22 protein-coding genes and 1 riboswitch are annotated in these 22,562 nt (G+C 41.1%); of the genes, 6 read left to right on the top strand and 16 right to left on the bottom strand.

Features of this window, described 5'->3' with window-relative positions:
• Nucleotides 1-17 precede the first annotated feature (17 nt).
• Nucleotides 18-1,400, top strand: a complete 1,383-nt coding sequence (locus MusilaSJ_RS03560; RefSeq protein ID WP_274988697.1) for an MATE family efflux transporter — start codon at nucleotides 18-20, stop codon at nucleotides 1,398-1,400.
• On the opposite strand, the gene MusilaSJ_RS03555 is transcribed toward MusilaSJ_RS03560, so the two are convergent.
• From MusilaSJ_RS03555 to MusilaSJ_RS03530, 6 genes are read right to left on the bottom strand one after another with little or no spacing between them, the layout of a single operon-like run.
• Nucleotides 1,397-2,299, bottom strand: a complete 903-nt coding sequence (locus tag MusilaSJ_RS03555) for a histone deacetylase family protein (RefSeq protein ID WP_274988696.1) — start codon at nucleotides 2,297-2,299, stop codon at nucleotides 1,397-1,399. The two genes, MusilaSJ_RS03560 and MusilaSJ_RS03555, sit on opposite strands and share 4 nt — an antisense overlap.
• Before the next feature lie 5 nt (nucleotides 2,300-2,304).
• Nucleotides 2,305-3,159 carry a bestrophin family protein gene (locus MusilaSJ_RS03550; RefSeq protein ID WP_274988695.1) on the bottom strand — a complete coding sequence of 285 codons (855 nt, stop codon included), beginning with the start codon at nucleotides 3,157-3,159 and terminating at the stop codon, nucleotides 2,305-2,307.
• Between the two features lie 15 nt (nucleotides 3,160-3,174).
• Complete coding sequence (gene kynU, locus MusilaSJ_RS03545) at nucleotides 3,175-4,458, bottom strand: kynureninase (RefSeq protein WP_274988694.1); 1,284 nt, start codon at nucleotides 4,456-4,458, stop codon at nucleotides 3,175-3,177.
• 25 nt (nucleotides 4,459-4,483) lie between these two features.
• Nucleotides 4,484-5,086 (bottom strand): DNA-3-methyladenine glycosylase, encoded by a 603-nt coding sequence (locus MusilaSJ_RS03540; RefSeq protein ID WP_274988693.1) that lies wholly within the window; start codon nucleotides 5,084-5,086, stop codon nucleotides 4,484-4,486.
• Nucleotides 5,083-5,733, bottom strand: a complete 651-nt coding sequence (locus MusilaSJ_RS03535; protein ID WP_274988692.1) for an alpha/beta hydrolase — start codon at nucleotides 5,731-5,733, stop codon at nucleotides 5,083-5,085. Before MusilaSJ_RS03535 ends, MusilaSJ_RS03540 begins: the two co-directional genes overlap by 4 nt.
• Entirely contained in the window at nucleotides 5,733-6,209 is a 477-nt protein-coding gene (locus tag MusilaSJ_RS03530) for a free L-methionine (R)-S-oxide reductase MsrC (protein WP_274988691.1), read from the bottom strand. Before MusilaSJ_RS03530 ends, MusilaSJ_RS03535 begins: the two co-directional genes overlap by 1 nt.
• Before the next feature lie 74 nt (nucleotides 6,210-6,283).
• Between MusilaSJ_RS03530 and MusilaSJ_RS03525 the strand changes: the two genes are divergently transcribed.
• Both MusilaSJ_RS03525 and MusilaSJ_RS03520 read left to right on the top strand, forming a co-directional pair.
• Complete coding sequence (locus MusilaSJ_RS03525) at nucleotides 6,284-6,997, top strand: DUF3291 domain-containing protein (protein ID WP_274988690.1); 714 nt, start codon at nucleotides 6,284-6,286, stop codon at nucleotides 6,995-6,997.
• Nucleotides 6,994-7,242, top strand: a complete 249-nt coding sequence (locus MusilaSJ_RS03520; protein WP_274988689.1) for a hypothetical protein — start codon at nucleotides 6,994-6,996, stop codon at nucleotides 7,240-7,242. The genes MusilaSJ_RS03525 and MusilaSJ_RS03520 overlap by 4 nt, the downstream gene beginning before the upstream one ends.
• 227 nt (nucleotides 7,243-7,469) lie before the next feature.
• Here the strand turns inward: MusilaSJ_RS03520 and MusilaSJ_RS03515 are convergent, their stop codons facing one another.
• The 4 genes from MusilaSJ_RS03515 to MusilaSJ_RS03500 form a co-directional block, all read right to left on the bottom strand.
• Nucleotides 7,470-8,183: a Dph6-related ATP pyrophosphatase gene (locus MusilaSJ_RS03515; protein WP_274988688.1), complete on the bottom strand. Its 714-nt coding sequence runs from the start codon at nucleotides 8,181-8,183 to the stop codon at nucleotides 7,470-7,472.
• Nucleotides 8,184-8,221: 38 nt separating this feature from the next.
• Nucleotides 8,222-8,908, bottom strand: a complete 687-nt coding sequence (locus MusilaSJ_RS03510; protein ID WP_274988687.1) for an SIR2 family NAD-dependent protein deacylase — start codon at nucleotides 8,906-8,908, stop codon at nucleotides 8,222-8,224.
• An 84-nt stretch (nucleotides 8,909-8,992) separates the two neighbouring features.
• On the bottom strand, nucleotides 8,993-9,565 hold the full coding sequence (locus tag MusilaSJ_RS03505; RefSeq protein WP_274988686.1) for a DUF6580 family putative transport protein: 573 nt from the start codon (nucleotides 9,563-9,565) through the stop codon (nucleotides 8,993-8,995).
• A gap of 51 nt (nucleotides 9,566-9,616) precedes the next feature.
• Complete coding sequence (locus tag MusilaSJ_RS03500) at nucleotides 9,617-11,566, bottom strand: TonB-dependent receptor plug domain-containing protein (RefSeq protein ID WP_274988685.1); 1,950 nt, start codon at nucleotides 11,564-11,566, stop codon at nucleotides 9,617-9,619.
• Nucleotides 11,567-11,686: 120 nt separating this feature from the next.
• Nucleotides 11,687-11,881, bottom strand: a riboswitch (cobalamin riboswitch).
• 46 nt (nucleotides 11,882-11,927) lie between these two features.
• On the opposite strand from MusilaSJ_RS03500, the gene MusilaSJ_RS03495 reads away from it, so the two are divergent.
• Nucleotides 11,928-13,184 carry a serine hydrolase gene (locus MusilaSJ_RS03495; protein ID WP_274988684.1) on the top strand — a complete coding sequence of 419 codons (1,257 nt, stop codon included), beginning with the start codon at nucleotides 11,928-11,930 and terminating at the stop codon, nucleotides 13,182-13,184.
• 65 nt (nucleotides 13,185-13,249) lie between these two features.
• Nucleotides 13,250-13,984, top strand: coding sequence for an SRPBCC family protein (locus tag MusilaSJ_RS03490; RefSeq protein WP_090525622.1), 735 nt, complete (start codon nucleotides 13,250-13,252; stop codon nucleotides 13,982-13,984).
• Nucleotides 13,985-14,051: 67 nt separating this feature from the next.
• Here MusilaSJ_RS03490 and MusilaSJ_RS28055 read toward each other — a convergent pair whose 3' ends face one another.
• From MusilaSJ_RS28055 to MusilaSJ_RS03465, 6 genes are all read right to left on the bottom strand, one after another.
• On the bottom strand, nucleotides 14,052-15,125 hold the full coding sequence (locus tag MusilaSJ_RS28055; RefSeq protein ID WP_446725128.1) for an acyltransferase family protein: 1,074 nt from the start codon (nucleotides 15,123-15,125) through the stop codon (nucleotides 14,052-14,054).
• A gap of 80 nt (nucleotides 15,126-15,205) precedes the next feature.
• Nucleotides 15,206-15,550 carry a 50S ribosomal protein L20 gene (gene rplT / locus MusilaSJ_RS03485; RefSeq protein WP_022829871.1) on the bottom strand — a complete coding sequence of 115 codons (345 nt, stop codon included), beginning with the start codon at nucleotides 15,548-15,550 and terminating at the stop codon, nucleotides 15,206-15,208.
• Between the two features lie 81 nt (nucleotides 15,551-15,631).
• The gene (gene rpmI / locus MusilaSJ_RS03480; protein WP_090525627.1) at nucleotides 15,632-15,832 is read right to left on the bottom strand and encodes a 50S ribosomal protein L35; all 201 of its coding nucleotides are present in this window, start codon (nucleotides 15,830-15,832) and stop codon (nucleotides 15,632-15,634) included.
• 81 nt (nucleotides 15,833-15,913) lie between these two features.
• Complete coding sequence (gene infC, locus MusilaSJ_RS03475; RefSeq protein WP_091207084.1) at nucleotides 15,914-16,480, bottom strand: translation initiation factor IF-3; 567 nt, start codon at nucleotides 16,478-16,480, stop codon at nucleotides 15,914-15,916.
• A gap of 1 nt (nucleotide 16,481) precedes the next feature.
• A complete protein-coding gene (thrS, locus tag MusilaSJ_RS03470) occupies nucleotides 16,482-18,407 on the bottom strand; it encodes a threonine--tRNA ligase (RefSeq protein ID WP_274988683.1) in 1,926 nt (641 codons plus the stop codon).
• Between the two features lie 241 nt (nucleotides 18,408-18,648).
• Complete coding sequence (locus tag MusilaSJ_RS03465; RefSeq protein WP_274988682.1) at nucleotides 18,649-21,252, bottom strand: M1 family metallopeptidase; 2,604 nt, start codon at nucleotides 21,250-21,252, stop codon at nucleotides 18,649-18,651.
• 271 nt (nucleotides 21,253-21,523) lie between these two features.
• Here MusilaSJ_RS03465 and MusilaSJ_RS03460 point away from each other — a divergent pair, with 271 nt between their 5' ends.
• Complete coding sequence (locus MusilaSJ_RS03460) at nucleotides 21,524-22,474, top strand: glycosyltransferase family 2 protein (protein WP_274988681.1); 951 nt, start codon at nucleotides 21,524-21,526, stop codon at nucleotides 22,472-22,474.
• The last annotated feature ends 88 nt before the right edge of the window (nucleotides 22,475-22,562 follow it).

The raw sequence follows: 22,562 nt of genomic DNA, 5'->3' as shown, positions 1-22,562 counted from the left end.
CTGTCGCCTGAGTAATTATGAGAGCCGTTTACCAAACATACAAACCTTATTATCTTGAAAGCCTTAAATTGGCTATCCCCGTAATTATATCAAACGTAGGACATACGCTCGTTCAAATGTCTGATACGATCATTGTTGGTCATTTTGCCGGTACTGTTTCTTTGGCTGCTGTATCAACCGTAAACAGTCTGTTCATGGTTCCCCTGGTGATTGGTATGGGGATTTCTTATGGTTTAACGCCACTTATCGCCCAAAATAATGGCCGCAAAAATCACAAAGAATGCGGCCTGTTATTATCCAATAGTTTATTCCTGAATATCCTGAGCGGGATCATCCTGTTTTGCGGAATTTACTTTGGTACCATGCTACTTATAGGCCACCTTGACCAGTCGCCCGAGGTTGTAAAGGAAGCTAAGCCATATTTATTTTTGCTCAGCTTGTCCCTGATCCCCCTGCTCATTTTTAATACGTTTAAGCAATTTGCCGAAGGTTTGGGTTTTACTAAACAAGCCATGATGATATCGATATGGGGTAACCTTATTAATATTTTGTTTGGGATAATTTTTGTTAAGGGCCTGTTTGGCATCCAACCAATGGGTATTAGAGGTGTTGGCTACAGTACACTGATTGATCGTTGCTTAATGGCCACTGTTATGGGTATCTATGTTTTCCGGTCAAAAAACTTTAAAACTTATTTAACAGGTTTTGCCCTTAAGAATATCGATAGGTTTCGGGGTCTCCAGATCATGAAAATCGGGGCGCCTGTGGCAATGCAATATACATTTGAGATCAGCGCATTTGGCGGCGCCGCATTATTGGTTGGCACCATCGGCGTGGTTGCGCAGGCCGCACACCAGGTAACCATAACCATGGCATCCATGACCTATATGATGGCCAGCGGCATCGGTGCGGCTGCAGCAATTAAATCGGGTAACTATTTTGGTGTAAGTGATCATCGTAATTTAAGGCTTGCGGCTATCTCCAACTATCACATTGTATTGGTGTTCATGACCTTTACTGCAGTAGTATTTGCTTTAGGCAGGCATCTTTTACCATGGATAATTACTTCGGATAAAGAGGTAATAACTATTGCATCACAACTACTTATCATTGCAGCATTTTTTCAGTTATTTGATGGCGCACAAGTTGTCGGGCTTGGAGTATTAAGAGGTATGGGCGATGTAAATATCCCAACTGCCATTACTTTTCTGGCTTACTGGGTAATTGGTTTGCCTGTTGGTTATCTGCTTGGCATTACATTTAATCTTGGGGTTTATGGGGTTTGGTATGGCCTTGTGCTGGGCCTGGGAACCGCATCGGTACTTTTATTTGTACGGTTTAACCTGCTCAGCAAAAGTCACAAGCTAAAACCGGTAATACCAATAATGGCAAAAGATTAAAAATAGAGGTCAAAGGCAGCTTTAAAAGTATTACAGTGCGCCTCTACAATATCTTTAATTTGTGGTGAATAGCCTCCTCCCATGCTTACCTGCACCGGAACATTATGTTTGATGCATTGTTCAAAAACAAATCGGTCCCGGGCTTTACATGCTTCTTTACTTAATGCAAGTTTACCCAGTTTATCAGTAGCCAAAATATCAACACCCGAAAGGTAAAAGACAAAGTCGGGCTTATGTTGTTCAATCAATCGCGGCAGCGTTGTTTTAAGTATTTCGAGAAACTCATCATCACTTACGCCATCAGGTAAAGGGATATCCAGATCAGATTGCTCTTTTCTGTATGGGAAATTGTTGGCCCCATGCATTGAGAAAGTAAATACCCTGGGTTCATTTTCAAAGATCTCGGCTGTGCCGTCACCCTGATGTACATCTAAATCAATTATTAAGATAGATTCAGCTAATTTATTATTTAATAAATAATTAGCTGCAATTGCCTGGTCGTTTAATAAGCAAAATCCTTCGCCCCAGTTACTACCCGCATGGTGGGTACCACCTGCAACATTGAACGCAACACCATCGTCAAAAGCGTACTGGCAGCCATCAATTGTGCCTTTTGCTATCCTGATCTCCCGTTCAACCAATCGCGCCGATAAAGGGAATCCTGTGCGGCGTTGTTCCTTCGGTGGAAGCGTGAGATCGCGAAGTTGGCGCCAGTAATTTTCATCGTGGGTACGGATAATGATATCTTCTTCCAACAGCGCCGGCGAAAAAAGGTTATCCTTGCTTATCACACCTTCATGTAATAACTGGGCCGGGATCAGTTCATACTTCAGCATCGGAAAGCGGTGCCCTTCGGGCAACGGATGGGCATATATCGGATCGTAAGCTATTTTGAGCATACCTTCTATCCTATCAACTCCCCTACATGTTTTTGGATGTTTTCGCAAATGCTATCCAATGGTAAATCATTGGCATCACGACCAAACGGATCCTCGATTTCTTCGGCTAATAACTCAATACTCGCAAAAACAAAAAGTACAAAGCAGATTATCGGGATAATAAAATATTTGAGATCAAAGGCCCAGGTAAACGGCAGGGTCATGATGTAGGTAAAGATAAATTTCTTAATAAATACATTGTACGAAAACGGAATAGGTGTTTTCTTAATTCGTTCACATGCACCGCAAATATCTGTAAAAGAAGTAATTTCAGCTGTTATGCTAAACAATTGCTCCGGGTTGATAGCACCTTCTTTATTTAACCTGTAAATGTTTTTAATCATGTCTGAAGCTACCTGGTTGGGTACATGTTTTTGCGCATCAACACTGATAAACGGTTGCTCTTCCGGGACATATTCATCCCGCAAATGATCTCTCAGAGCCCTCGCGTAACGGGGAATAGCATAGTTAAAAAAAGCCAATTCATCTTCGTTAATCAGGTGTTTTAGTTTAATAGCAAGATTGCGGCTATTGTTAACCAGGCTTCCCCATATCTTACGCCCCTCCCACCAGCGGTCATAAGCCGAATTGATACGAAAGGCCAACAGTAATGAAAATACAAAACCGATAGTTTGATGAATAAAAATTACTTTCCTGAGTATGCTTGTATCGGGCAGCTGCCAAAAATCGATAAGAAAATAAGTAACCACGCCGGCATATGCACCTACTGCAAGCATCAGCGGAAACAGCTCGCGAAGTGTTTCGGCTTTATTTATTTTAAAGATGAATGAAAACCATTCTTTGGGATTGTAATAAACCATATATCTCTGAAAAATTTAAACAGCTTTTAGCGCATCAGCCATCAATCTGGATGTTTTGTAAACATCCTCAAATGTATTGTAAAGTGGCACAGGGCTCAGGCGGATCACATCAGGTTCGCGCCAATCGCCTATAACACCGTTTTGTGCAAGATAGTTGAAAATAGCCCTGGCATTTCGTTTGCAAACTATTGAAAGCTGGCAGCCGCGGGCAGCCGGATCAGCTGGCGTAATAATCCTGTACACCTCTTCGCCCTGCTGTTTATTAATGTCCTGAATCAAAAACTCTAAATATCCCGTTAAATGAATGCTTTTTTCTCGAAGGATATCTAACTCGCCCGCGTCATCAAAGATAACCATAGAGGCTTTAAACAAAGCGAGAAGCAATATTGGACTTGTGCTCACCTGCCAGCCGGCTGCGCCCATCTCAGGATCGAAGCCCGGCGCCATCAGAAACTGCTTGTCGCAGCGATAGCCCCACCAGCCGGCAAACCTGTTCAGTTCCTTATCAGTGAAGTATTTTTCGTGTACAAAAATGCCGCTTATGCCGCCCGGCCCGGAGTTCATGTATTTATACGAACACCAGCAAGCGAAATCGGCTCCCCAATTGTGCAACTGCAAGGGGACATTTCCCGCAGCATGAGCCAGATCAAAGCCTGCATAAGCACCTGCTGCATGAGCCGCATCCGTAATTGCTTTCAGATCAAAAAACTGTCCGGTATAGTAATTGATTCCGCCGAACAGCACTAAGGCAAGTTCATTTTTGTTTTGATCGATGACTTGGATAATATCTTCAGTTCGTAAAGTAACCTCGCCTTTCCGGGGGAAAATCTCAATTATTGCCTCTTTAGGATCAAGCCGATGGAACTTTACCTGACTTTCTACTGCATATTGATCGGAAGGAAAAGCTCCTCCTTCCATAATAATTTTAAATCGTTTATTATCTGGATTATAAAAACTTACCATCAATAAGTGAAGATTTACTGTAAGTGAATTCATTATGGCAACTTCATTTTCTTGCGCGCCTACAATGCCGGCAATTGAACCGGTAATTGATTTGTGATAATCAAGCCAGGGGTTATCTCCGTGAAACCAGCCTTCAACAGCAAGGCTTTTCCAGGTGTCTAATTGATCTGCAAGATATTGCTGCGCCGATACAGGCTGCAAGCCGAGCGAATTACCGCAAAGATAAACCGCATCTTCACCGTTGTGTTGAGGAATTAAAAAACGACTTCGGAAATTTTTTAATGTATCCTGCTCATCCTGCTGCCGGGCAAACGCCAGATCATTTTGATAGTTCATTCGCCAATATTACAAAATAGGAAGCTTATTTATTAGACTTGCTTACGTAAATATTGCCTTTTACATAGAAACGATAGGGCAGCAACGCATCTTCGGCAGCATAAGCCACCCCTATTCGCGGGCCGGCTTTTATTTGTTCATCCGGAAAGATTAAGCCACGATCTTCGAGCCAAATAGCATCGCCCTGCAAACTAAATGCATTGATCCTGCGCGAAATCCCTAAAGCCTTAGCTACCGAACCGGGTCCTGCCGTGATATTAGGCTTAAGCACCGGCATATTGCGGCGCACCTGCATAGCCTCAATCCCTTCAGTAGGTTGGATGGCCCTGATAAGTATAGCCTGTGGATGCCCTTCAACAGAAGTAACGATATTGAACATTTCATGAATGCCATAACATAGGTAAACATAAGCAATGCCGCCCCGCATGAACATGGTTTTAGTCCGTGGTGTCAGTCGATTGCCAAAAGCGTGCGAAGCTTTATCTATAACACCATTATAAGCTTCTGTTTCAACAATATACCCACCTGTAGTTACGCCATCAATACAAGTAAATAAATACTTGCCCAACAAATCTTTACTGATACTTACAACATCATTGTCCAGGTAATAACTTTCAGGTATTTTCATTTTTTCAGGATCCCCTTCAATAATTTATTGATCTCTTTTGCCTTGTCAAAGATCATGATATGCGTACCGCCCTTAACAATGGTAGCATCTTTTATTCTTTTGTAATTAAACACAAGGTCTTTATCGCCGGTAATATGGTAGAGGTTCGGTGGAATAATATCGTTTTTCCAGTGCAGGATAGCATACATGGCCCATTTCATAAATACCGGCGACGATTTTTTGAGCATATCGCTAAATAACCATGCGTCCTCCTGGTTCATATGTCCAAATAAAGGTTTAATCATAAAACCCATCGAATTAAAAACCTTACCCGGAATAAGCTTGTAAACAGGCAAGGCGCGAAAAAGGCTAAAATACCGTGGCGCCTCATCACTGGTTTTAATACTGGAGATCAGGATGACTTTTTCGACGGGGATAAGTTTAGACATTTCAACTACAATTATCCCACCTAAAGAATTGCCAATCAATACCGAATTTGGCTTGATATCATATTGATAAATAAGACTTTGGGCATAGATAATTAAAGTATCGATTAAATCTGGCTCGATCCAATCTACGGTAATTACCTCGTGCTCGTCATTGAGGTTGATATTGTTATACACACGGGTGTCGGCACCAAGGCCTGCAATCAAATAGATCCTGCTCATTAAAAATTAATAAGCTTTACTATTTGGTCAAGGTATTGCGCATCTGTTTCATTGAACTGATCAAGTAACTCGCTGTCTACATCAAGCACGGCTACTACTTCGTTATCTTTAAATACAGGAACTACAATCTCCGACCGGGAAAGCGAGCTACAGGCTATATGGCCGGGAAATGCATCAACATCAGGCACCACCAAAGTTTTAGCCTGCTGCCATGCCGCCCCGCAAACGCCTTTGCCCAAACCAATACGGGTACAAGCGACAGGTCCCTGAAACGGGCCTAAAACCAGCTCATTTTCTTTAACCACGTAAAAGCCTACCCAAAACCACTTAAATTGCTCTTTTAAAGCCGCCGCGACGTTTGCCATATTGGCGACTAAATCGGACTCACCATAAAGTAACGCCTCGATTTGCGGGATAAGCGTGGTATACTGTTCGATTTTATCGGTTGATGCGGTAATTGTTAAATCCTCTGCCATGGTACAAAAGTAAGGATGTGGTATTGAAAGTAAATAAGGCAAATATCATATTTAATCTTTTATTTAGCATTTGCATGATTGTTAGCCTCACTATAATCCGCTACCGCAAACTGTTTATTCCTTTTGCCCTGCTGGCTATGGCTATTCATCGCCTGCCCTTGTTGATGCAAAAAGGATGCACTTTTTATAAACTTCTTGGTTCTGGCAAAAACGGAACTTTTGACCTTGAACCCGACTGGCAACAATGGGGCTTATTGGCTTGCTGGGATAGTCGGGAAGATTTCGATGAGTTTTATGGTAAATCGCTTGTAAGTTCGTGGTGGAAAACATTAGGCGCTGAAAACTGGACAATACTGTGTACTCCAATACAAAGCCATGGAAGCTGGGATAGTAAAGAGCCTTTTGGCAAACCGGAGGTAAATGATGTTAATGGCCCGGTTGCTGTACTCACGCGTGCAACCATCAAACTTAGCAGGTTAAAAAATTTTTGGGCTAATGTCGACGCGGTGGCAGATATGATGAAATCCGCTCCGGGATATATCAATTCGTTTGGCATCGGCGAAGCGCCTGTATACAGACAGGCAACATTTTCTGTTTGGGAAAGCCTGGAACACGTGAAAGCTTTTGCATATAAAAGCCCCGAACATGCCGAAGTAATAAAAAAGACAAGAAGCGAAGGCTGGTATAGCGAAGAGCTTTTCGCCCGGTTTAAACCAGTTGCAAGCTTTGGTACCATTAATGGTAAAGACCCGCTTAACGGTTTGTTTAATAAAATAAAAAAGACATGAGAATTATTGCAGAACTCCCGCACCCGGATTTTAAAATCTCTATCCTCAATATGAACAATAAATTTATTGTAAAGATAGAGCAGGGCTCCCTTGAGCAAAGTTATAAGATCCCCGAGATGGATTTAACCGATGGCGTTAACAGCGTTTTTGAGTTACTCGACGAAGAGTTTTTAAAGAAAGTAGCAATCCGGTTTAATGATATGCGTACTGACTATAAAGACGCCTATTTTAGGTATAATTATTGAGTTAATCTATATAATTATACTGATAATTAGGTGTTTATGAATTTACTCTATTCGAAACAAAATTTAATTTGGCAAGTTAGGCACCTTTTGAGTAGTAATGCTTCTTAGCTTATCATTAAGCTAAATGAAAACTTAATATATTTTTATGTTAATTTATTGATATATAGGATTATGCATATAGAAGCAAAATTTAATTTGGAATAGCATTTAGCCAAACAAAAAGAAGGTTAAAGTGGTAACAAGTCGCAATACCAAAAGCCGGAAGGTGTTGAGTCTGCGGCGGAGACACATGAATCATCAGCATTTTTAGGTGCTGCATATTCCTTGAAAATTTTCACACCGGTTTTATATTTTATTTCGTGAGCAAAAATCGGCCCTTTAAAAGTGAAAGTGTGGAACTCTCCGTTCTCGCCGCATACATCAACATCATCAGGTAAAGCGTCAATCACTTCTCTGCTGATCTCTTTACCAACAATCCGCTCCAAACGTTGCTGGGTACAGGCTATCACTGTTCCGAAACCGAGATGTAAAAACTCATTGATGAGTTCAGTCGTATCCCTTTTCCATAAGGGGTAAATACCTTTAAGACCAATCTCACTTAGCCGTGCATCACGATAATCTTTTAAATCCTCCAAAAAAATATCGCCAAAAATGGAATGGGTTATGCCTTCGTTTTTGAGGCGGGTTAAATGGTAGCGCATCATATCATCATACTCCTTCATGCCAGACATTTCGGGCAGGCGGATCTGATATAATGGAATGCCGATGGCTTCGGCCTGTTTGATCAGTAGTTCAGTCCTTACGCCATGCATTGAGATCCTATCGGCCGCATCATTAATAGTGGTTACGAGATAAACAATTTCAAGATCCGGATTTTGCAGGCAATAGTATAAGGCGAGCGCGCTGTCTTTACCGCCGCTCCAGTTGAAGATGCACTTCATATTTAATTAGTGATTTAGTGAGTTGGCGAATTAGTGATTTAATCTTTCAATAATTGATTCACCAATGTAGGTACGCCAACTGTAGCTTTTTCCTGGACTTTAATTACAGGCCCTTTAACATTTACCGAAGGAATATTAGGATCGATAATATACTTTGGCACCTCGCGGTCAACATAACCGATAAGCCCTGCGGCCGGGTAAACAGCAAGAGATGAACCTATAAGCATAAATATATCTGCCCCTACGCATATCGCGGCTGCGTGTTCTATCATTGGCACAGGCTCGCCAAACCACACTACATGAGCACGCAATTGTGAGCCTAATTCGCAGAGCTCGCCCATTTTAATCTCCCAGCCCTCAATCGGATAAGTAAGCTCGGGCTTTATACTTGATTGTGAACGGGTGATAATGCCATGTAAATGCACCACATTGGTTGAACCTGCCCGTTCATGCAGGTCGTCAATATTTTGAGTAATGATGGTTACTTTATATTTTTCTTCGAGCGCGGCAAGCGCATAATGGGCAGCATTAGGAGTCGCCTCCAATACAGATTTGCGGCGCTCGTTATAAAATTGTTGAACCATAACGGGGTTCCATTCCCAGGCTTGCGGAGTAGCTACATCTTCAATATTGTACCCCTCCCAAAGCCCATCGCTGTCCCTGAATGTTTTTAAGCCGCTTTCGGCACTGATCCCGGCGCCGGTTAGTATTACTATATTTTTCATATTGTTTTATGTAGATAATTGATTAGGCCATAAAAAAAGCGGACTGCCTTTCAACAATCCGCTTTAAATTTAAGTTCATTTATCTTATAAAGCCAATTGCTTTTTATCCTGCAAAAAAGTGTACTTATTCTTAGCTAACTCAAAACCACCAAAAAGTATTGCACTAAATACCAGGGTACCCAATGCCATATTTTTCTCAAACGGAATAGCCTTAACCAATGATTCGCCATATCCAGCCAACGTATGCGGATAAGCTGTACCATATAACCATGGCAGATCGGTAATTAACCAGTGGATCAAAACCGTAGCGATTGAGCCTAAAAGCACATTGACAACATTTACCCTCTCAAGCAAATTGCCAACAAGTACCATTAAGGCAAAGCATAAATAAACCCACTCTGCTCCGCTATACCATAAAGTTAACTTTGAAGTATACAGATAATTAATCACGATATCTGTTGTGAACAGTGTAAGCAATACCGTAGCATACCCCTTCCATTTTGATGTAAAATAAGCACCTCCAAATAATGCAATAGCACCTACCGGGTTGAAATTACTTAATTCTTTATACTTAAAAGCTAAAAGCCTGAATGCGGCAGCAACCAGGATCATCAGGATCAAAAACAGGTTGCGGTTGGTATTATCTTTTGCGGTCATGATTTTATATATGGCGTAAAATTACTTAATAATCCGAACAATAAGCAAACGCTATTTAAATTGATACCTGGCACCAAGCATGAAGTTGATACCGCGGGTGTTATATCCTAACCAATCTACGTACTTAGTATCCAAAACGTTGTTTAGGTCGCCAAAAACATTTAAACTTTTGGTTGCTTTATATTCCAAATGCAAATCAACCAGATTGTAATGCTTCAATGTAATTGGAGTTGATTGAAAGTTTATAAAAGCCAGATCTGTACGGTTGCCTGTATATTTGTAGTTAACGCCAACCTGAAAATCGTTTAAAATATCATAACTGATGTTGGCACCTAAGGTACTTTTAGGCCTGCGGTAAAGGTTGCCGGTTTGTGTACCGGCTTCGTCGGTTAGTTTACCTGTTACATAAGCGTAATATGCAGATGCATGAATTTTATTATCGTGATATTTTAATTCGGTTTCAAAGCCTTTATCTTTTTGCTGTTGCCCGTTTGCATATTGACTATAAGGAGGGCCAGACAGGTTTTTAAAATAGATAACATCTTTGGTATTGCGCTTGAAAAACTGGGTATTAAATGAAAGGGTATTCTTAACAATCTCCCAGTCAAAACCAGCTTCATATGATGTGGTGATTTCGGGGTTTAATTTGGGATTACCATATTGCGAAAACAACTGATATAGCGAAGGTGATTTGAAGGCCGAAGCTATGGTACCAAAGATCTTAAACTGATCGGCAAGGAATAATGATGGGTTGATGGTGTAGGTAAACTTGTCACCGTATTTGCTGTGATTATTATACCTGCCACCCAGTTCCATGTGGAAGATATCGTACTTAAAGAATAACGATGTATATGCGCTGAATATGTTATTAGCAGCATCACCGGCTTTGATAATACTTGCTGGTGCCTGGTAAGCTGTTGACTCATACAGACTATACTGGCTTGTATTGCTGTATTTAAAACCTGCACCGCTGGTAATGTCCAAATACTTATTCAGTTCATAATTAAACACAGCTTCGGCATTGGTTATACGCCCTGTATTTTTTGTAACCTGGTGGGTTCCGCCATTGTCAGAGGGAAGGTTGGTGAAATCATTTTGAACCGTATTTTGCGACAGGTTCACGTTGAGGTTACCTTTTGGCAAAATCAATTTTGCACCTACGCCACCAAATAAAAATGTGTTTTTATAAGTGTAATCATTGTCGTTTATAAAAGCACCGTAAGGCAGATCACCAGTATTGCGGCTTACCTGCAGGTTTCCATTAAGAATAAATTTAGATGAGACATTTTGGCTCAGGTTCACACTGGCAGAACGTTGGTGAAAACCATCTTTCTTAAAACCGCCTTTGCCCGTAGTATCTGTAGCTGCTGCAAAACCTTTTGAATCGGTATTTGACAGGTTAATGGCTATGCCTGTATTTTTCACCTGTCCAATTAATGAGGCCGACTCTTTAAACGTATTATAGCTGCCGCCTGTTAACTGCAAACCACCGGTCAATCCCTGTTGTTTAGCATTTTTTGTGATGATATTAATAACGCCTGCTACAGCATCAGAACCATAAAGCGTTGAACCACTTCCTTTCAAAATCTCGATATGATCTATCAGATCCAGCGAAAAAGCATTAAGGTCATAGCTGCCATCAATGCCCGATGCATTGTTTACCGGAAAACCATCAACCAGGATAAGGGTATTGCCAGATGAAGCTCCGCGCAGGAAAACCGATGTGCTGATACCGGGGGCATTATTTGCACCTGAAAAAGTTATCCCGGCAACCGTATTTAATAATTGAGGTAATGATTTACCCTGCGATTTATTGATCTCATCGGCAGAAATGATGGTAACAACGCGGCCGATGTCTGACAGTTTTTTAGGCGAACGGCTTGCAGTTACTACTACCGTATTAAGTGTGCGTGTGGTATCCTGTGCATATGCTGCTGAGGTAGATAAACCAATAGCTAACAAACCGAATCCCAAAGTAATTTTAGTGTACTTTTTTTCCATGTATGATTGATATGTATAAAATAATAATGCAGCCTTAATAGCATACACGGAAATGAATAAAATGAAAACACGCCAAACGAAGAGCATTCACATCCAAGCTTCAATCCCCGAAAGCTATGAATAACATATAACGCCTTGGCAGGTCTTCTGACTTGCTCCCCATTTTGCCTGGCCTTCCCTCCTGTTTACAGAAAGTGGCTATATAGATTTGGCAACGGTTACGGAGCTTACAGCTGCGGGACAGTTACGGATTTACACCGTATTCCCTTTTAATTCATTAAACAAATAATGAAACCTAAAGCGCCGCAAAAATACAATAAGTATCCGTTAACCTCAAATTACATTAGCTATATTTATCACGATGAAATGTTTCTGTATTTTATTGCTGATCATGAGCTCGTTTGGCAGTTTTGCCCAGCAACCCGATACCGTTTTTCTGAAAGGTTTACTATATAGCCATCCCGAACTATTTTCAGGCATTTTGAACCATCCTGCACAAAACGAAATACAGATCCTATATACCCGGATCGACAGGGATAAAGACAATGTTCCGCACTTTACTTCATACAGCTATCATCTTAATGCGCATCATTATTTTTACCCGGCGAGCACTGTAAAGCTTCCGACGGCCATTTTTGCGCTTGAGAAACTTAACGAGTTAAAAATAAAAGGCTTAAGCAGCAAATCGGTCATGATTACCGACAGTGCATTTGCCGGCCAGACTAAAGTTAAAATAGATACATCATCCTCAACGGGTTTGGCGAGCATCGAAAATTATATTAAAAAGATCTTGCTGGTAAGCGATAATGATGCATATAACCGGCTCTATGAATTTGTCGGCCGTGCAGAGATCAATCAAAAGCTAAAGAAGTATCATCTTAACAATACCCGTATTGTGGGCAGGTTAGCCATAGGTGATGCAGGCGAAAGCACAAAGCACACCAACCCTATTGATTTTTACAATGATAATAAGCTAATTTATCAGAAACCGGCGCTATATGATGCGTCAAATTATCCCATGCACCTGGAAAACATGCTGCAGGGTAAAGCTTATTTAGATAGCAGCGAACGGTTGGTTAACAAGCCTCTTGACTTTTCTGAAAAGAATGTTTACTCTCTCGCCGATCAGCAAATGGTGCTTAAAAGGTTGTTGTTTCCTGAAACTTTCCCTAAAAAGCAACGCTTTAATTTAACGATAGATGACTATCGCTTCATTTACCGTTATATGAGTACCTTCCCCACCGAAAACACCAAACCCACCTATCGCCGCCCCGAATATTTCCCGGCTTATTGCAAGTTTTTGTTCTATGGCGGAGACAGTACAGCAGTTATTAACCCTGACATCAGGATCTTTAATAAAGTTGGTGATAGTTATGGTTATGATATTGATAATGCATATATCGTAGATTTTAAAAACAATGTTGAGTTCATGCTCAGTGCCGTCGTGCAATCAAATGAAGATGGGATACTGAACGATAATAAATACGAGTACACAACGGTATGCCTGCCTTTCCTGAAAAACCTTGGCCAGGTGATATACCAATATGAACTCAAGCGCCCTAAAAAACACCTGCCCCATTTAACTAAATTTAAATTTACTTATAGCAAAAAGCAATAAAATTCACTTCTGGAAAACTTAGTAGCCCTAAAGGTGTTTTAAAAACGATAACTATTTAAAAACCTATGGCAACTACAATAGTAAAATATACCGACAACTTCCCTGTGCTTTATGGAGATGACCGCATAAACCTGAATTGGCCCGAACGCTTTACGTCCATCGCAGGTGGTATGAAGCTCGGTTTCTCAGGTTTTAAAAATATTTTTAAAAACCCGTTTGCAAGTATCGTAAAAATAGGTGCCGGTGGCTATTTGTTAAACAGGGGCATCACAGGGCATTGTGAGCTTTACAAACGTATTGGTAAACTATCCACCAATCCCATAAATGTAAATATTCGTTCGTCGTTTATTGTAAATAAACCCCGGCAAAAGGTTTATGAATTTTGGCGCAAGCTTGATAACCTGCCCCTTTTTATGAAACACCTGGAAAGTGTGGAGGTCATCGACTCTAAATATTCACACTGGGTTTTGAAGCTTCCCAAAAATGTAGCTACAATCAGCTGGCATGCCGAAATTGTCCATGACGAACCTAATGAAGTGATCGGCTGGAGCTCCCTGTCTGATTCAATGATCAACAATGCCGGTAAAATTCGTTTTCAGGATACGGTTGACGGGCAGGGTACCATTGTTGATGTGGTGATCAGTTATCAGCCCCCGGCAGGCGGTGTAGGCGCAGGCATAGCCAAAATACTAAACCCGGTATTCAAAAATATGGTTGATAAGGATATTCAGAACTTTAAACAATATATGGATATCAATAACGATCCGGATGAGTTTGTTGAAGTAATTGTCGTCAAATAAAAAAATAACACCTTTATCCAAGGGCGCTCAGGTAATGCGAGCGCCTTTATATCTTACAACAATAGCATCATTTATGGGTGAATTTTGATTTGAGTTTTAGAAAACGCCGTTCATAAAGATAATACGATAATAAAGGGACAGTAATCAAACCCAATACATTGTTAGGAAATATGCTTAATAGCATTTTACTATCCCGGCCGGTAAATAACTGTTGCCATATGTATATACCATAAGATAGAATACCAATAAATGATAGAAATTTATTGTTTAACACCTTAAAAATCCAATCGTTTGCGGGTATGATATTGCTTAAAATTAAATAGCCGGTAATTACTGAAATCGCCAGGTTTACGTACAGTGATTTTAAGGTATAAAATTCGTCAAAGCGCAATCCAAACATCAATATTATAGCCAAAATATTGCCGGCTGCCTTTGTTTGTTTGAGCCAAATTACATTCAAAGTTTCTTTGGACGCCATCAACGCAAAAAAACAGCCGACACCAATTGATTGAAACTTTATAAAATAGTGAGTAAAACCGTAAATAATGCCACGATTCAAAACCGGAACAAACTGTTGCACTGTACACAATAGCGGCAATGCGAATACAATGCTGATAATGATATAATAAAATGCAGTTCTGTTGATTTTTAAAATAAAAGGAAAAAGGAGATAAAATTGTTCTTCAACCGATAAAGACCAATAATGACTGAAGTAATAAGTGAAATCATGGCTGCGGAAATAGCTAAAATTCATTAGATATAATGCAGATGCAAAAAATTGAATCCAGGAAATGTTTAAACTGTAGAAATGGTTTAATAAAAACACCACCCCGATATATAAATAGGCCAGGGGAAATATCCTTAAAAAGCGCCTTATATAAAACCTTTTTAACGATAGGCCACCGGTGGCTTCCTTTTCTTTTAGGCATAGGCTTGTGATTAAAAAGCCACTGATGACAAAGAAAATGTTTACGCCTAACCCTCCGTTAAATATGGTGATATAAAAATAATTATCAGATAATTGAAGGTGATAAAATATAACAATGATAATTGAAATGCCTCGAAATCCGTTTAAGGAGTTATAATAATTGCTGCGCAATAAATTAGATAAGGCAGGCTGCCCCTCCTTGTTTGAAGTCATACCATAAAAATAGCCACTCAAACAAATAAAACAAAAAAGGCCGCAAATTGCGGCCTTTTTCATGCATTTATAATGCGATATTATTTTACTGCATCAACAACTGCTTTGAAAGCATCTGGGTTGTTCATAGCTAAGTCAGCTAATACTTTACGGTTTAAACCGATTTCTTTAGCGGCTAATTTACCCATTAACTGAGAGTAAGAAATTCCGTGCTGACGGGCACCAGCGTTGATACGTTGGATCCATAAAGCCCTGAATTCTCTCTTTTTGGTTTTACGGTCGCGGTAGGCATATTGTAAACCTTTTTCAACTGTGTTTTTTGCAATAGTGTATACCTTGCTACGTGAACCCCAATAACCTTTGGCGAGGTTCATGATCCTTTTCCTGCGTCTTCTCGACGCTACTGCGTTAACTGAACGTGGCATCTTGTGTGTTTTTTGGTAGTGAGTGCCTGCATCTCGTGTGCCGAACTTAAAACTCTAATACCTGGTTTTAAAATTTGTGAATTACTTTCCGATACAAAGCATACGTTTTACGTTACCCATGTCGGCATCAGATACTAAGCTGGTTTGACCAAGGGCACGCTTACGTTTTGTCGACATCTTGGTTAAGATGTGGCTTTTGTATGCGTTTTTTCTTGCGATTTTACCTGTTCCAGTAAGCTTGAAGCGCTTTTTAGCACTGGAATTGGTTTTCATTTTTGGCATAACTCTATTTATTTGTGTTAGATATTAACGTTTCTCAACGTTTTATTTTCAAACCCCGATCCTGAGACCGAGGTTATTTAATTACTTTTTAGCTGCCTTAGGTGCAAGGGTTAAAAACATCCTTTTTCCTTCAAGCTTTGGCAACTGCTCCACTTTGCCTACTTCTTCCAATGCCTGGGCAAAACGAAGTAGTAAGATCTCGCCTTGTTCTTTGTAAACAATGGCACGACCTTTAAAGTGTACGTAAGCCCTTACCTTTTCGCCAGATTCCAAAAACTTAATGGCATGCTTTAATTTAAACTCAAAGTCATGGTCATCAGTATTCGGTCCGAAACGGATCTCCTTAATAACCGTTTGCTTGGCATTGCTTTTTATCTCTTTAAGCTTTTTCTTTTGTTCGTAAATGAACTTGTTATAGTCCGTTACTTTACAAACCGGCGGTACGGCGTTAGGAGATATTTCAACCAAATCCAGTTCCTGCTCCTGCGCTATTGCAAGGGCATCTCTTAATGAGTAAACTCCCTGCTCAACGTTGTCACCTACAAGGCGAACTTCCTGAGCCCTAATGAATTGGTTTATGTTATGTTCGGCTTCTTTTTTCTTAAAAGGAAGCCTTGGTCCTCTATTGAAAGGTTTGTTTAATGCCAAGTTATACTGTTATTTCTTTAGTTATTTGTTCTTTAAAATCTTCTATGCTCATACTTCCCAAATCACCGGTACCGTGTTTACGTACAGAAACCAAGCCTTCGGCAGCTTCTTTTTCGCCCACAACCAGCATGTAAGGGATTTTTTTGACTTCAGCATCTCGTATCTTTCTGCCTATTTTCTCGTCCCTGAAGTCGATTAGCCCGCAAATATCGGAATCTTTTAATATATCAGAAACTTTTTTTGCATATTCTTCATATTTTTCTGATATGGGGAGTATAATGAACTGCTCTGGCGATAACCACAGCGGGAAATTACCGGCGCAATGCTCAATTAATACCGCTATAAAGCGTTCCATCGAGCCAAACGGAGCCCTGTGAATCATTACCGGGCGGTGCTTTTGGTTGTCGCTTCCGGTGTATTCCAGTTCAAAACGCTCAGGCAGGTTATAGTCAACCTGGATAGTACCCAATTGCCATTTACGGCCAAGCGCGTCTTTCACCATAAAATCAAGCTTAGGGCCATAAAACGCAGCCTCGCCGTATTCAACAACGGTAGGCAAGCCTTTTTCGGCTGCTGCCTCAATGATAGCATTCTCGGCTAATGCCCAGTTTTCGTCACTACCGATATATTTAGCACGGTTTTCAGGATCGCGCAATGATACCTGTGCAATGTAGTTATCAAAGCCCAAAGCTTTAAACACATACAATACAAGGTCAATTACTTTTTTAAACTCATCCTTTACCTGGTCCGGACGGCAAAATAAGTGGGCATCATCCTGAGTAAAACCACGAACACGGGTTAAACCGTGCAACTCGCCGCTCTGCTCGTAACGGTACACAGTACCAAACTCAGCAAAACGAACCGGCAGGTCTTTGTATGAACGCGGTTTTGTTTTATAGATCTCGCAATGATGCGGGCAGTTCATCGGTTTAAGGAAAAACTCCTCTCCTTCTTGCGGGGTCTTTATTGGCTGAAACGAGTCAGCACCATATTTTTCGTAGTGTCCTGATGTTACATAAAGGTTTTTATGACCAATATGCGGCGTGATTACCTGCTCGTAACCTGCTTTTACCTGCGCTTTTTGCAAAAAGTTTACCAGGCGTTCACGTAGTGCAGTTCCTTTAGGTAACCACAATGGCAATCCCATCCCTACTTTTTCTGAAAAGGCAAACAGCTCGAGCTCCTTACCCAATTTGCGGTGATCGCGCTTTTTGGCTTCTTCGATCATGTGCAGATATTCGGTAAGCTCGCTGGCTTTAGGGAAAGTAACACCATAAATACGGGTTAACTGCTTACGGGTTTCGTCACCACGCCAGTATGCACCGGCAAGGCTCATCAACTTAACCGCTTTTATAAAGCCTGTGTTAGGGATGTGAGGCCCACGGCACAAATCTGTAAAATTACCTTGTGAATAAAAAGTAATAGCTCCATCGGGCAAATCTTTAATGAGATCGAGCTTATACTCATCGCCTTTTTCAGTAAAATACTCAATAGCGTCAGCCTTACTTACCGGTTTGCGGATGTATTCCTCTTTGGTTTTGGCAAGCTCAATCATTTTATCCTCTATCTGCTTAAACTCGTCAGAAGATAAAACCTTGTCGCCAAAATCAACATCATAATAAAAACCGGTTTCAATAGCCGGACCGATACCAAATTTGGTGCCCGGATAAAGCGCTTCTAAAGCCTCGGCCATTAAGTGGGCCGATGAATGCCAGAAAGTCGACTTGCCATCAGCATCGTTCCAGGTTAATAATTTAACGTGTGCATCCTGCTCAATAGGGCGGCTTGCGTCCCAAACCTGGCCGTCAACTTCGGCTGCTAATACGTTACGTGCTAAGCCTTCAGAAATCGACTGGGCGATTTGCATGGAAGAGATCCCTTTGTCATACTGACGAACGGATCCATCGGGAAGTGTAATGTTAATCATCTACAACTATGATTTAAAGTTTTATAAAATTACGTATAAACGGTCACCTACAAAGTGACCCTCATTTTGTGGGTACAAAAATAGAATTTTAAATAGCATTTAACATCAAAGCAGTTTCAATTTTTTGTTTGATGGGGAGGGGCAGGCTCGTAGCATAGAAAAATGGGGCATCTTAATTTTCATATAAATTGAAAATTAAGATGCCCCATTGGTTTAAGGTGCTGAACCTATTTTGTTGAACCTATTTAAAAGCCTCGTTCGACGGATTGGAATTAACAGATGTCTCTTTAACCTTAAATTCAATTGGTTGCCCAACCAGGATGGCCTTTACAGAGAACGGAATTTTAATACCTCCGTTTATTCCTTCGTAGTTGCCAAACTCAACAGTCAGGTCATTTGCCCCTTCAATGGTTTGTTTAAGCTTCAATCCTGTTTTTTGGCTGTAATAATTATGAATATGAATTTCAGTGCCTATGTTAATATCAACCTCGTAGGCAAGTTCGTTATTTACCACTCTTAAAATAGGCTGCAGTGTTATATTTTGGTTTATCCGTTCATAATCAAGTTCAGGAAACGGGCGGCTTTTAAGTTTGATCATTTTCTTTGCTGCATCATCAAGCTGTACGTCCCTGTTAACCTGCCTTGCTTTTATGCTATCGCCATTAAGTGTTATATGCGACACAACGAGGTTGTTATATGAGGGTACTATTGCTTCCTGGTAGTACTTATCAGGCATTTTATACCGGGTTACCAATTGAACATCGGCACCTTGTATATTACCAACTGCCGATGTTTGCAGATCGCGAATATTTTTGAGTTTGTCAGCACCGCCAATGGCATCTAAATAAGCCTTGATCACAGTACTTGCAGTTGTGCCTTGTGGAATCGGCAGCCCGCTATATGAGTTATTTTCGGGGTTAACATCAGGTAAATTATGATCAGGATCGATGGTTGCATAAGCAATTTTTGAGGTCGATTTGTACGGGAAGGTCCAGGTATCGCCGCGCTGCCAGATCTCTGCCGGAAGTTTTACAATGCCGGTTTTTCCGTTCTCTTCTTTAATTGATATGGTAACCGGCAATGCCATTTCTTCCAGGTTTACAATGGTGATCATAGCACCTTTGGTGGCATCATTATCAGGATATGAAATATCCTTTATACCCTGATCAACTTTCCAGGTGGTGAAAAACCATTCGTTCCAAAACCAGCTCAGGTCCTCACCTGCCGCATTATCCATCGTATGGAAAAAATCCCACGGGGTTGGGTGTTTAAAAGCCCAGCGTTTGATATAGGTTTTAAAGGCAAAATCAAAACGTTCTTCGCCTAAAATCTGCTCACGTAAAATAGTCAGGCCTAATGCCGGTTTTTCATAAGCGGCAACTGCTAAAAAATCTTCCTGTATTACATCAGGCACATTCATAATGGCCTCGGCACCGGGGCTGAATAAAAAGCCGGCACTTTTTTGCTGATCGGGTTTTTCATAGTATTCACCCTTGTTAAATACCTTGGTATCAACATTATTTAAAAAGGTGTTAAAACCCTCGTCCATCCAGGCATATTTACGCTCATTTGAGCCAACAATCATCGGGAACCAATTGTGGCCAAACTCATGATTGGTAACTTCCCACAAACCTCCGTTTTGATTATTTGAGCCACAAAATACTATACCCGGGTACTCCATCCCTCCTACTATGCCGGCCACATTGGTAGCTACAGGATAGGTATATTCAAACCATTTATCGCTGTATAGCTCAATTGCAGCTTTAACATATTCGGTTGAGCGCCCATATGAGTTATTTCCTTTAGCTTCCACCGGGTAAACGGATTGTGCAAGCGCTTTTTTACCGCTTGGCAAATTGATGCGCGCGGCATCCCAGATAAATGCTTTTGAAGCTGCCCAGGCTACGTCGCGCGCATTTTTACACACAAAATGCCAGGTAAGCGTTGGCTTTTTAGGATAATCGTTATTGCGTAAAATATCAGTCGAATCTTTAATGGTAACTGTTTTATCGCTTTTACGGGCTTCGACTAACCGGGTGATTGTGGTTGCAGATAGCACTTCTGTAGGATTAATAAGTTCGCCAGATCCTGCTACAACCAAATTTGCAGGCGCGGTAATGGTATAATCAAAGTTACCGTACTCCAGGTAAAACTCGCTCGCACCAAGATATGGTATGGTGTTCCATCCGGTTACGTCATCATAAACTTCCATGCGTGGGTACCACTGCGCAATTTCATAGATCCAGCCATTTTTGGTGTGCTGGCGGCCCATTCTGTCGGTACCATATTCGGGTATATCGAAACCGTATTCAATCTTGATCTGCAATTTGCTCCCGGCTGCGCGTAATGAATCTTTAAGCTTGATCTGCATGCGGGTATCAGTGATCAGGTAATCCGCTTTCAGCGTTTTGCCTTTGTTGACGATATAAACCGATTTTATTTCGGCACCTTTTGTATATGATTTATTTGCGAACCTTCCTCCCGAAACATTGCTGGTGGCTTCGGCACGCGAATCATCCTTGTAAATATTCTGATCTACCTGGAGCCACAAAAAGCCCAGCGCATCCGGGCTGTTATTGGTGTAAGTAATTAAAGTGCTGCCTTCTATCCGGTGTTTAGCGGTATCGAGCGTAATATCAAGCTTGTAGTCGGCCCGGTTTTGCCAGTATTTGGAGCCGGGTGCCCCACTGGCCGACCTGAACTCACCGCCCCTTTCGGGGTAAAATATAGGGTTAAATACTTTGTGCTGATCATACTTAGGTGCTGCCTGATCTGCATTTTGCGCTTTTACTTCACCGGCATAAATGCCTAAAACCAATAACAACGCGGCTTTGTAGAATTTCATTAATTGTGTTTTAATTGTGAGGGAAAGATATTAAAATATATTTGACTTGAAACGTAATTGCTTGGTTACGTAGTATCAAACGTGCTTTTAATAATAGCCCCCTCTAAATCTCCCCCGGAAGAGGAGACTTGTTAAGACCCTCCCTTCCGGGGGAGGTTTGGGTGGGGCCGGCGGCAATTTTGATTTGCCTCATTGTTGCAAACCATTCCCTATTTTTTATATTTTTGCGGATGATTTGCGGCATATACAGCCGTTTATCACAGCCCTATAAATGAATATATCAGTTGTAGTACCTCTTTACGATGAAGTAGAATCATTACCCGAATTAACCTCATGGATTAGCCGGGTGATGGATGAAAACCGTTTTACTTACGAGATAATTTTGGTTGACGATGGCAGCAAGGACGGATCATGGGAAATGATCAGGAAGCTGCAAACCGGTAATCCTTTTATCAAAGGCATTAAATTCAGGCGTAATTATGGTAAATCCGCAGCCCTTAACACCGGTTTTATTGCTGCCAAAGGCAATGTGGTGATTACCATGGATGCCGATTTGCAGGATAGTCCGGATGAGATCCCGGAACTTTACCGCCGGATAATTGAAGAGAAATATGACCTTGTTTCGGGTTGGAAAGCAAAAAGGCACGACCCGCTGAGCAAAACTATACCTACCAAACTATTCAACGCTGCCACCCGCAAAATGAGTGGAATCAATAATCTGCATGATTTTAATTGCGGCTTAAAGGCTTACCGCGACGTGGTAGTTAAAAATATTGAAATTTATGGCGAAATGCACCGTTATATCCCGGTGCTGGCCAAGTGGGCAGGTTTTACCAAAATTGGCGAACAGGTTGTTGAGCACCGCCCCCGTAAATATGGCAAAACCAAGTTTGGATTAAGCAGGTTCATCAATGGCTTTCTCGATCTGCTTTCGATATTTTTTGTAGGCAAGTTTGGTAAGCGCCCTATGCACTTTTTCGGTACGATGGGCACATTGAGCTTTTTTGCCGGCTTTTTTATAACCGTTTGGATCATTGGCGAAAAACTGTACAACCTGGCGCATGGCCTGACTGTACGGCAGCCTACCGATAATCCGTTGTTTTATATAGCCTTAGTTGCTATTATATTAGGATCACAATTGTTTTTAACCGGCTTCGTTGCCGAATTAGTATCACGTAGCGCAACCGAGCGCAACCATTACCAAATTGAAGAAACAATATAATTAGATTTGAGATGTTAGATCTGAGATTTGAGACTTTTTGAATGCTTGCCTCTGTCTCACATCTCATATCTCAAATCTCACATCTATT

Source organism: Mucilaginibacter sp. SJ, assembly GCF_028993635.1.
Taxonomy (GTDB): Bacteria; Bacteroidota; Bacteroidia; order Sphingobacteriales; family Sphingobacteriaceae; genus Mucilaginibacter.
Note: the sequence above shows the minus strand (reverse complement) of the source record. Positions and strands in the feature narration are given on the sequence as shown.

Bases quoted from the DNA above. Each gene is read 5' to 3' on its own strand.
- MusilaSJ_RS03540 (WP_274988693.1), bottom strand. From the start codon at position 5,086: ATGAAAATACCTGAAAGTTATTACCTGGACAATGATGTTGTAAGTATC.
- MusilaSJ_RS03500 (WP_274988685.1), bottom strand. From the start codon at position 11,566: ATGGAAAAAAAGTACACTAAAATTACTTTGGGATTCGGTTTGTTAGCT.
- MusilaSJ_RS03525 (WP_274988690.1), top strand. From the start codon at position 6,284: ATGATTGTTAGCCTCACTATAATCCGCTACCGCAAACTGTTTATTCCT.
- MusilaSJ_RS03550 (WP_274988695.1), bottom strand. From the start codon at position 3,159: ATGGTTTATTACAATCCCAAAGAATGGTTTTCATTCATCTTTAAAATA.
- MusilaSJ_RS03560 (WP_274988697.1), top strand. From the start codon at position 18: ATGAGAGCCGTTTACCAAACATACAAACCTTATTATCTTGAAAGCCTT.
- thrS (WP_274988683.1), bottom strand. From the start codon at position 18,407: ATGATTAACATTACACTTCCCGATGGATCCGTTCGTCAGTATGACAAA.
- rplT (WP_022829871.1), bottom strand. From the start codon at position 15,550: ATGCCACGTTCAGTTAACGCAGTAGCGTCGAGAAGACGCAGGAAAAGG.
- MusilaSJ_RS03465 (WP_274988682.1), bottom strand. From the start codon at position 21,252: ATGAAATTCTACAAAGCCGCGTTGTTATTGGTTTTAGGCATTTATGCC.
- MusilaSJ_RS03505 (WP_274988686.1), bottom strand. From the start codon at position 9,565: ATGACCGCAAAAGATAATACCAACCGCAACCTGTTTTTGATCCTGATG.
- MusilaSJ_RS03520 (WP_274988689.1), top strand. From the start codon at position 6,994: ATGAGAATTATTGCAGAACTCCCGCACCCGGATTTTAAAATCTCTATC.
- MusilaSJ_RS03515 (WP_274988688.1), bottom strand. From the start codon at position 8,183: ATGAAGTGCATCTTCAACTGGAGCGGCGGTAAAGACAGCGCGCTCGCC.
- MusilaSJ_RS03530 (WP_274988691.1), bottom strand. From the start codon at position 6,209: ATGGCAGAGGATTTAACAATTACCGCATCAACCGATAAAATCGAACAG.
- MusilaSJ_RS03460 (WP_274988681.1), top strand. From the start codon at position 21,524: ATGAATATATCAGTTGTAGTACCTCTTTACGATGAAGTAGAATCATTA.
- rpmI (WP_090525627.1), bottom strand. From the start codon at position 15,832: ATGCCAAAAATGAAAACCAATTCCAGTGCTAAAAAGCGCTTCAAGCTT.
- kynU (WP_274988694.1), bottom strand. From the start codon at position 4,458: ATGAACTATCAAAATGATCTGGCGTTTGCCCGGCAGCAGGATGAGCAG.
- MusilaSJ_RS03510 (WP_274988687.1), bottom strand. From the start codon at position 8,908: ATGAAAAATATAGTAATACTAACCGGCGCCGGGATCAGTGCCGAAAGC.
- MusilaSJ_RS28055 (WP_446725128.1), bottom strand. From the start codon at position 15,125: ATGACTTCAAACAAGGAGGGGCAGCCTGCCTTATCTAATTTATTGCGC.
- MusilaSJ_RS03535 (WP_274988692.1), bottom strand. From the start codon at position 5,733: ATGAGCAGGATCTATTTGATTGCAGGCCTTGGTGCCGACACCCGTGTG.
- MusilaSJ_RS03495 (WP_274988684.1), top strand. From the start codon at position 11,928: ATGAAATGTTTCTGTATTTTATTGCTGATCATGAGCTCGTTTGGCAGT.
- MusilaSJ_RS03490 (WP_090525622.1), top strand. From the start codon at position 13,250: ATGGCAACTACAATAGTAAAATATACCGACAACTTCCCTGTGCTTTAT.
- MusilaSJ_RS03555 (WP_274988696.1), bottom strand. From the start codon at position 2,299: ATGCTCAAAATAGCTTACGATCCGATATATGCCCATCCGTTGCCCGAA.